The organism is Leptolyngbya sp. FACHB-541 (genome assembly GCF_014695875.1).
Classification (GTDB): Bacteria; Cyanobacteriota; Cyanobacteriia; order Elainellales; family Elainellaceae; genus JAAUTN01.
On record NZ_JACJPC010000063.1, the window covers coordinates 23,623 to 31,953 of the forward strand.

7 protein-coding genes and 1 pseudogene are annotated in these 8,331 nt (G+C 46.5%); 2 read left to right on the forward strand and 6 right to left on the reverse strand.

The window, feature by feature from the left end:
• Positions 1 to 208: 208 nt before the first annotated feature.
• A complete protein-coding gene (locus H6G00_RS13765) occupies positions 209 to 2,809 on the forward strand; it encodes a hypothetical protein (RefSeq protein WP_190797168.1) in 2,601 nt (866 codons plus the stop codon).
• Between the two features lie 242 nt (positions 2,810 to 3,051).
• On the opposite strand, the gene H6G00_RS13770 is transcribed toward H6G00_RS13765, so the two are convergent.
• From H6G00_RS13770 to H6G00_RS13790, 5 genes are all read right to left on the reverse strand, one after another.
• Positions 3,052 to 3,459 carry a hypothetical protein gene (locus H6G00_RS13770; protein ID WP_190797169.1) on the reverse strand — a complete coding sequence of 136 codons (408 nt, stop codon included), beginning with the start codon at positions 3,457 to 3,459 and terminating at the stop codon, positions 3,052 to 3,054.
• 468 nt (positions 3,460 to 3,927) lie between these two features.
• Positions 3,928 to 4,155 carry a hypothetical protein gene (locus H6G00_RS13775; protein WP_190797170.1) on the reverse strand — a complete coding sequence of 76 codons (228 nt, stop codon included), beginning with the start codon at positions 4,153 to 4,155 and terminating at the stop codon, positions 3,928 to 3,930.
• A gap of 585 nt (positions 4,156 to 4,740) precedes the next feature.
• Complete coding sequence (locus H6G00_RS13780) at positions 4,741 to 5,022, reverse strand: NfeD family protein (protein ID WP_190797171.1); 282 nt, start codon at positions 5,020 to 5,022, stop codon at positions 4,741 to 4,743.
• 413 nt (positions 5,023 to 5,435) lie between these two features.
• Positions 5,436 to 6,872, reverse strand: a complete 1,437-nt coding sequence (locus H6G00_RS13785) for a nuclease-related domain-containing DEAD/DEAH box helicase (protein WP_190797172.1) — start codon at positions 6,870 to 6,872, stop codon at positions 5,436 to 5,438.
• Between the two features lie 210 nt (positions 6,873 to 7,082).
• The gene (locus tag H6G00_RS13790) at positions 7,083 to 7,313 is read right to left on the reverse strand and encodes an excalibur calcium-binding domain-containing protein (RefSeq protein WP_190797173.1); all 231 of its coding nucleotides are present in this window, start codon (positions 7,311 to 7,313) and stop codon (positions 7,083 to 7,085) included.
• Between the two features lie 180 nt (positions 7,314 to 7,493).
• Here H6G00_RS13790 and H6G00_RS13795 point away from each other — a divergent pair, with 180 nt between their 5' ends.
• Positions 7,494 to 8,165: a thermonuclease family protein gene (locus H6G00_RS13795; RefSeq protein ID WP_190797174.1), complete on the forward strand. Its 672-nt coding sequence runs from the start codon at positions 7,494 to 7,496 to the stop codon at positions 8,163 to 8,165.
• A gap of 60 nt (positions 8,166 to 8,225) precedes the next feature.
• Here H6G00_RS13795 and H6G00_RS13800 read toward each other — a convergent pair.
• Positions 8,226 to 8,331: pseudogene (locus tag H6G00_RS13800) on the reverse strand (IS630 family transposase); the annotation flags it as partial.

An 8,331-nucleotide genomic window follows, 5' to 3' on the forward strand; every position in this document is an offset into this window, starting at 1 on the left:
TACGAATGCAGCAGTTTGTGGAGTATTAACCTGCTAGGAAAAACTTTTTCTTTATACAGTGTTTATACACTGTCAAAAATACCACAATCGTTGTCAAATTACATCTTGTTATCTGATGACACAAATTTGAGCTAATTGGGCAAATATTCACATCTAATTCAGATATTTGTCTATAAAATGACAGAGTTAAGCCGTGGAGTTTCTGGATATGACTGACAAACCCCTTCAGGAAGATTCCTATTTTCAACAGCAACAGTTTTATTGGGAGCAGCTGCGTCAAGAATTAGATCGCTACAAGACAGAGCTTGGGGCAACTAACACAGAACTTGCTCAGTGTATGGGGATCAGTCGGCAACCCCTAGTGATGTTTATGCAGGATGCTCAGAAGGGGCTACCGATTCAGCGATGGAATCTCATGCGATTGTGGGATTTGTTGACTGATCCCGCTCACTCCCAAAAAAAACTTAGTAGTGCAGCCCAATCGCAGCGCAACAAGCTGCGCCAGCAGGGCCCTGATGCTCTGCTAAAAGCTGCTGGGTTTCTCCCTCATACTCAAAAACCAACTTTAGATGTTCATCCTAGTCGCCTTCAACAAATCCATCGAATTGTTTCAAGGTTATCAAACTTACCTGTTTCGGATTTTGCTGAATTTATAACGTTAACTGATTTCCTGGAAATGTTTGTCACTAACTCATTTCCGGGAAAACATAAAGTTTTTTTTGAGTTAATGCAATGTGATACTAACGATACCGTGCTTACTTCAATGGATAAGCAGATTGATCGGATTGACCGATGGGTAGAAAAAAATCGCTTACCCAACGCTCCAGAAGGTGTGATTAAACAGAAATTGCAAGGGGCGCTATCCCGTTTGGCAATTTCGGGAAAATCAGAATTAAACAATGCGGAATTCTTTGAACTGTATATGTCGATCGCCGAGAATGAACGGCTCAACAGTCACATTGATGAATGCTTGAAAATGCGAATTACGCAATGTCAATTTACTACACTAAATTTTCCCCTTAAGCCATTTTTGTCTCATCGAGAAACTGGCTATATCTGGCAAGACATTGAGGAAGCTTGCCTCAAGGCAGAAAAGTGTTTGCGCCCCGAAATTCTCGACCGTAGTGACCCAGAAGATGCTGTTTCTGAGCCAGTCATTGAAGCCTTGATTACCTGCAATTTTGGAGTTAAGGATAAGGGTAAGTCTGTGCGTTGGCGCTACAGCACTTCTACCACCCATTTTGAAACGATGCTTGCCGCTTTAGGACGGGGCATGGGATATGACGCTGAGTTAGAACTGGTAGATTTTTCTACTCGTACCCTGGGGCACAAGGACTATAGTTTGATTCGGTCATCCACAGCATTTCGTCCGATCAACCATCAAGATGATCCACACAATTGTCGAATCTATCAAAGCGTTTGGATCGATCGCAGTACCGTTCTAGGAATTCTCCAATCAGCTGTAGTTGCTGTCCGCAGTTGGTTAGCAGAAAACTTTCCCGATGAGTCAAGCTGTCGCAGTTATTATGAGGTTTGCCGTACTGTAGCTGAGATTGATGACAATCTGGTGCAAGGAAAAAAAGTCCTCAACGGGTACAGAATTCAACAAGTGGATTATGGCAAAGGTCTATCTGCCAATGAATATTTAGAAACTGCGGTGATTGAAAAAATCAACCATCTCAAACAGGGTGTACTGAAGCAATATTCAAAACTTCGAGATTGCTATGAAGCCGACTTGGATCACAAATACTGGATTGCCAAGCTTGCCTGTGCTCACTCGGCAATGATTGAAGGCAACATGATCATTGCTTCTCGCCTGTTAGTGGAGATGCAGGATTTTCTCAACGCGACTAGCCCCGAGCATCCCTTGTTACAGATTGCCTACAGCATGGAATACAACCTGCAACAGTTTTACCAGGGCGATGCAAACATTTTTTCTGATTCCCGTCAATGGCGGGTTGAATTACCCAAGGCAATTCAAGCTCTGAGTTGTCACATTAACGACTCAAAGCAGGTTTGTGGACGGTTTGATTCAGATATTTATATTCATGCCTCGGAAGTGTGGGGACGATTAGCAAGGCTCAACTTTTGTTGCTCTAATCAGGATGAGATTGATCACCTCGCTGCGAGTGTGAAGCAGTTTCTAATGGCGGCGTACTGTTCGTCTAAAACCGGAAATCGTCACCGGGCCGCGCATTGGATCAGTAATGCCAGTCGCTCTTGTGTCCGCTTGGGAGAGGGCGATCGCGCCACTGCCTTTGCCGAGCTAGCAGAACGGATTATTAGACGCGCAATTGAACCCACTTACAGTATCGAATACCAGGATGCTATCAGGGCAGAAGTAAATATTGCCCGAGGAGAGCGGTTGTTGCTAATTGAGAAGAACTTTGCCGGATCGCTAGATTACTTTTTGCGATCGCTCAAAGGAGCTATATACATTGGCTTTACCCGTTTAATCGCTGACAACTTATACAACATAGCCCGTGCTGCCCAGAATTTAGGTAACTATCGCATCCGCAAGTCTTTTGAGTCTGCTTTTGGTAAAGAGGATTGGAAAACTTACCCATCAGAGTGGCTCTTAAACGAAGCGGATCAGGGTTGGCAGGAAAATAAAATCGCAGCAGAAGCAATCCAATTCCTAAACGAATTGAATAAAGATGAAGACTGGAGTGCAGTGGCACCCCAGTTTAAACAGCAAGCACAGAAGGTTTGGCATGGCTGGGCAAACTTCAATTCATCTCAGAGCAACATCCATCATCCGCTCGAAATGGCAATGGAGAGTGAGCAGTTTCTCAGTCGAGTCAAATGATGGAGGAAGGTAATAAAACGGAACTTACGCACTTCATATCAGGAAATTCATCTCCTGGTCAACCTTGAATTAAAGTCAGTTTCAACTGACTTTAATCGCTCAAGCAACTCACTTGAATGGTTTTAGCTTTTGACCTGAGCTTCATCTCAAAGCAATTGCGTAATTCTAAAGTCGGCGAATAGGAACCCTGAGGATAAGGAGTAGGTAGAAGCAGACTCAACCTTTGCAAGCTCTGTCAGAAATTAGTTATCCTTCTCGCCATCAGAGGATTCAGAATCTACACTGCTGAAGTAGCAATTTGAAACAGCAGCAGTTAGTACACCCAAAACTGGATATAACGTCTTTGCCGTATCGTTGACAGTTGATAGGGCTTTTTCAATTCGTGCAGTTCGCTGTTCTTCAGTATCGCCAGCGACTGGCTTGTTGCTCAGCCGCCAAGCTAAAGCAATTGCAGTCAGCAAATGCACAACAACAACAAACCCCAAGAGGTACCACAGTCCTCTAGCTAACTCTCCTGACACACTAACCTTAAAGTTTTTACGTAACTCGCTCAGCTTCAAACTATCCTCGGGAAAATTCCAATTGGACGATCGCGAAGCTTCCTCAATCGTTTCTTTCGGATGTCCTTGAGAGAACTGACCGTCAGCCATAGTAAAACCCCCGTTACTTTCCATTTTTGCTCTGATTCGATCGCAGCGTTCTCAGATAACAGCGGCTCCAGAAGTCTTTCCTTCTTTAGAATTTGAGACGGCGTGAGTTGAGAGTAAAAGATCGCCAAGACCTTTTTCTCATCAAGCTTTTATTAACAAGACTCACAAATGTAGATATTTGCAGTAGATAACTTGATTGAGAAGAGCTTGTAGTTCGGTTATCTGGCTAAAGCCTTTGTTCCGGTCTTTCGTGGCGTTTGGCTTAATCCGAACTCACATTCAAGTTATCTGATCCAGAAAACCTTCTGAAGTTACGGTCAGTAAAGGCGTAGGGACAAGTGTTGTGATTTGCTGCAGGCATCATTGTACGAATAATGATGCCTGCAATTTCTATGGGGTGGTACAGGGCAGGCATTGCGGTTTGATATGGTCATCCCTTGTAAATGCCAAATCCAAAGGTTGTAAAAGTTAAGTTGTCACAATCTCTTTAACCACTTTTTCTCCTTCGACAACACCAAGGCTACGCCCCTTCTTAGACTCTTCCTGAGCGATACCGTATAGAGCTAATCCAGTCCGTAAAACATCTGCCATATTTTTGCCTGATTCATCCGCCAGTTTTTGCAAAAGCTCGTAGGCCTCTGGAGTGAGATCCAGGTTCAATCGCTTTCTCTTTGACGTTCCCTTTTCAGTAACCATACAAAATCGTTCCTCAGTTAAACGTTCAGGTAAGAAGCCACCAACCCTATACTATACAAACCACATCTTTTGTACAAGATTTCCCATAATCTTTATACAAAAAACAAACAAAAAATTTTGTTTGCTGGGGTTGTCCTGTTGGCAGCACCTATTACCTTGATGTTGTGCATCTATCGGCTCTTTGCCAGTAATGAAGTTTGGAGATTAAGAACTTGAACAAGTGACAGAAAGTATTAGAAATCCGTGCAGGTAGTTTTGATGTTAGGGAACCAGCTGTGAGGACACACTCCTCTTCTGCATCCTTCAAATCCATGTTGGAGCGGCTTGTTACAGGCGTATGCTTTTCTCGTAAAGATAATCTTCTGATGACCCGATAACGCATATGATGCGGACGATAGTTCAAGGCGAGAGCTCTTTGCGATTGAGGATAAGTATGACAAAGATGAATGTTGGTTTTGCCATAGGTGTTCCTTACTGCTTCATAGACCTTGGAAGGTCTGGGATACTCAACTGAATTGATAAGGATAGCGTGCATAGGAAATCCTCCGTGAGTATGAATAGATGGTGTGGTTTTGTCTGTTGCCGTTACTGGTTCGGAATTAGCTCAACCAGAAGTGTGATATTGCGTCTACCAATGACTCGAACAGTTTTGCCTACTGAGATTTGAACATTCTGTGGGCACACAGCAGTCCACCACGTTGCTTGAAAATAGACGCGACCTGATTGAAACGGGGCAATATCTTTGCTGACAATCGCTAAGCTTTCCAAGTTATCCAAAAGGTCGTCCAAAGCTGAATTTGTTGCAATATGAGCGGAACTGGAGAAATTTCCTATAGGTATTGACTTGGAGAAGAGGGAAATTTTCATATTTATCCTTCTAGGTAATGAATTGTCGTTAAGTGCTCAACCACGAACAGCTCTAGAAATTCGGCTCCGAGCATAGAGACTGAGCTGATTTTCAGTTCAACTACGCTCAGTTAATGGTTCGCTAGGAAAAATTCTGCTGTTAGTTGTGCACTTATATTGCTGAACATATCTACATTAAATACACAAAAATTATGTATGTCAACCCCATTTTTTATTTATTTCTTAAGCCGTCTCCTCAAGCTGTGCAAGATTTCTAATAGGGGTAATTGAAACGGTGACACTGTTGGCAGAACATTGCTTAACACCCTGAAAGCCTTAGACTCCTTCACAAAGCCGCTCTATCTTCCAGATTGCTGCGGTCACGGCTTTGGCGCGAGATGGAGCAAGATGAAGCACTGGCACCGGACCATCCCCTAAAGCCGTATTGGGTTCAACTCGTGTAAAGGTGGCTCCTCGGCTCCTGCCATTGCAGGTCTGAGAGTATCCCAGGCAGCAGTCAGAATCTGCTGCGTGTTGCGATAGTTCTGGCTCAGTTTTTTAGTTCGTCCCTTCGCTTTGATGCCGACGGAACTCCAGGTAAAGGGTTGCCGTTTGTACAGCCTTTGATTCGCATCAGAGACGATCATCAGATCCCCGTTTTTCGAGTCCTTCAGAGCCGCAACACAGCACTTGAACCAGTCCGGGGCAAAGGTATGGGCTTCATCAACCAGGATTGAATCCCACTTCTCCTCCCTTGGCAGCTCGGCGATCGCCTTTTGCAATTGTTTGCCGAGGAATTGGTCGTAGTCCTGAACGTGGTCGGGATTAGGGAGGTAGCCAAGCAGGGAGTGTGCCCAACCGTGAAAATGACACACCTCAATCCGCTCCCTGTAGTGAGGATTCTTCGAGTCCTCGTGCAGGATGGAGCGGAGGTAAGCCGCAAGGGTCAGGTTGAAGCAGAGAATTAGGACACGCTGCCCCTGGAGCCGATTCGCTAGATACCGGGCACGCGCTAATAGGATGACGGTCTTGCCTGACCCCGCAACCCCACAGAACAATCGGTGCCCCTCTCTTAGCTCCGCTGCCAGCCTTTCCTGTGCCAGATCCATGTAGGTGAGCACTGAAGCATCTAGCGGTCCAACGACTCGCTCTGGATAGAGCACTCCCTTAATCGTGCCAAGCTGAGCCTCGGTGAGCGGCGGGAACGCAAAGTTAACCTTGAACATTGCCTTCAAGCGGTCGAGCAACGCCTCCGTGCTGATCGACTCCCAACCGGTCAACTCCTCCCGGTAAGCGACTTGCGGATGGGGCAGCAGGGTGTAGAGATTTTCGGCATGAGCTTGAGCGGTGGTGATGTTGCTCATTACGGCTCCAACGCCAATCGGAAAGGTCAGCTTACCCTGCAAATCCCCACTTGTATGAGTGAGGATGGCGTACTCTTTAAGCTTGTCAGCAACACTGCCGTAATATTGATGTCCCTGACGCAGCGGGGAAAGATGTGATTGCACGCTCTCCTCACCGCCGTCTCCTCTGCGCCTCACCCGGAAATAGTTGCTGTTGGCATCCTCGATGCTGCCGGCATACCAGCCCTTAACTTCTAGAATCAGCAGCCCAAAACTGGGACCCAGAATGATGAAATCTGGGTAGCTGCCATTCACATCCGGTTCGTACCAGACACAAAAATCGTCGGGCAACCTATCTCTAAGAATTCTGTAGAGCCTCTCCTCCCCCTGGCTGGCTTTAGCGGGAATAGAGTCAGGAATGACGATTGCCATGATGCGTCCCCAAAATAGTAGTGGCTGTCCCATCGGTTGGCGTGTGAGTTGGGCAGCCCGTTTGACTAGCGCTAGGATGCCCAGTACCTGGCACAAGAATTGGTTTTGTCACCAGGGAGAATGAACTGGAAGCGAGGAAGGGGGCAAAGGATGGAGCAGCCCAAAACTAAAAGGGGCGATGCAAAGCAGTTCCCCCTTTGAGGTAATTGCCTGGCAGCAGAACTCGCTAGGCGAGAGCTTGCCCGCTCCTTCCACCTCCAAAGTAGGGCGATTGTTCAATCGTTTTGATTCTTTAATTCATCTGGTTTAGGTTTCACAGCCAATGCCATCTTTATCTCGGTCAAACCGATGCGGGTCAGGTTGCAGGACTCTAAAATTGGTGACACTGACATCTCCGCAATCGAGATCGGGCGGAGCCGGAGCAATACAAACATCTGGATAGCTCGAATCGCAGTTCTGCTGTGCTCCGCTCGGTTGAGCGAACAGCAATACCAGACTCACGGTGAGCGCGAGTAGCGCATACAAAAACCACTTCATCACTTTCTAAACCCTTAACGTTTAACGCTTAGGGTGCCCAAAACCTGGAAGCTCAGAACAGTTGGAGAGACAAGAGGGTAGGCAACCGGATGTGGGAGAGCTAACTGGAGATAGGAGGCGCTGGCCCCGATTCATCTGGGAACTCTAACTCTAATCATTCGGTGCTTGCTATAAATTTCAATGGCAGAAGATCCTAACCCTAATCCCCCTGCTCCTGAAAGGTTGATCAAACAAGGGCAAATCAAAAAATACAGTTTCCTCATCGCAATCATTCCGATTCTCGGGGTAGTCGGTGTGGTTGCCTATCAGCAACGGCAGAACGCTCTCGACAGACAACCAAACTACGACTACCCTTTCATCTCCGGGCAGAATGCAGCCCTAGCGCAGGGGCCAGGAAACAGCCAATTAGCCCAAGTGATTGAAGTGCAGAGCGGGGATGTTCTGAGGATTCAGAAGGGTTGGCGATCAGAAACGCTAAGGCTGTGTGGGATTGATGCTCCTGAGCTAGAGCAACCCTTCGGAACAGAATCGAAGCAATACCTGGAACAACTAATCAATCGAGTCAATGGGCAAATTATCTTTGTCCCTCATGGCAAGGACAGGCAGGGCAGAACGATTGCAGAAGTGTTCATCTCAGCCCAGAATGCAGCGAGTCCAGAAGAAGAGCTGTTCATCAATGCTGAAATGGTAGCCAGCAGCCTTGCTTACACCTATCCAGACTTTGTTGAAGATTGCTATAACGGCGATACCATTGCCCAGGTGGAAGGACAAGTAAGGCAGCAGCAAGAGGGGGTATGGTCAGATCCTGCTGCACTGCTCCCTTGGGTTTGGCGACAGCAACATTCAAAGTAAGGGCGATCGCCGTTTACCAGGAGCCAGGATTGCGCGGTAGCAAACTGATCTAATATAGCTCTACGGGAGCACGTTAGGACAGGTTTTGAAAGCTGCATCTATACAATTGTGAAAACTCTCAAACTCACTCCATCGTTGTCGCATCCAGTTCTTGAGCACAAACCAC

Bases quoted from the DNA above. Each gene is read 5' to 3' on its own strand.
- H6G00_RS13765 (WP_190797168.1), top strand. From the start codon at position 209: ATGACTGACAAACCCCTTCAGGAAGATTCCTATTTTCAACAGCAACAG.
- H6G00_RS13770 (WP_190797169.1), bottom strand. From the start codon at position 3,459: ATGGCTGACGGTCAGTTCTCTCAAGGACATCCGAAAGAAACGATTGAG.
- H6G00_RS13775 (WP_190797170.1), bottom strand. From the start codon at position 4,155: ATGGTTACTGAAAAGGGAACGTCAAAGAGAAAGCGATTGAACCTGGAT.
- H6G00_RS13780 (WP_190797171.1), bottom strand. From the start codon at position 5,022: ATGAAAATTTCCCTCTTCTCCAAGTCAATACCTATAGGAAATTTCTCC.
- H6G00_RS13790 (WP_190797173.1), bottom strand. From the start codon at position 7,313: ATGAAGTGGTTTTTGTATGCGCTACTCGCGCTCACCGTGAGTCTGGTA.
- H6G00_RS13795 (WP_190797174.1), top strand. From the start codon at position 7,494: ATGGCAGAAGATCCTAACCCTAATCCCCCTGCTCCTGAAAGGTTGATC.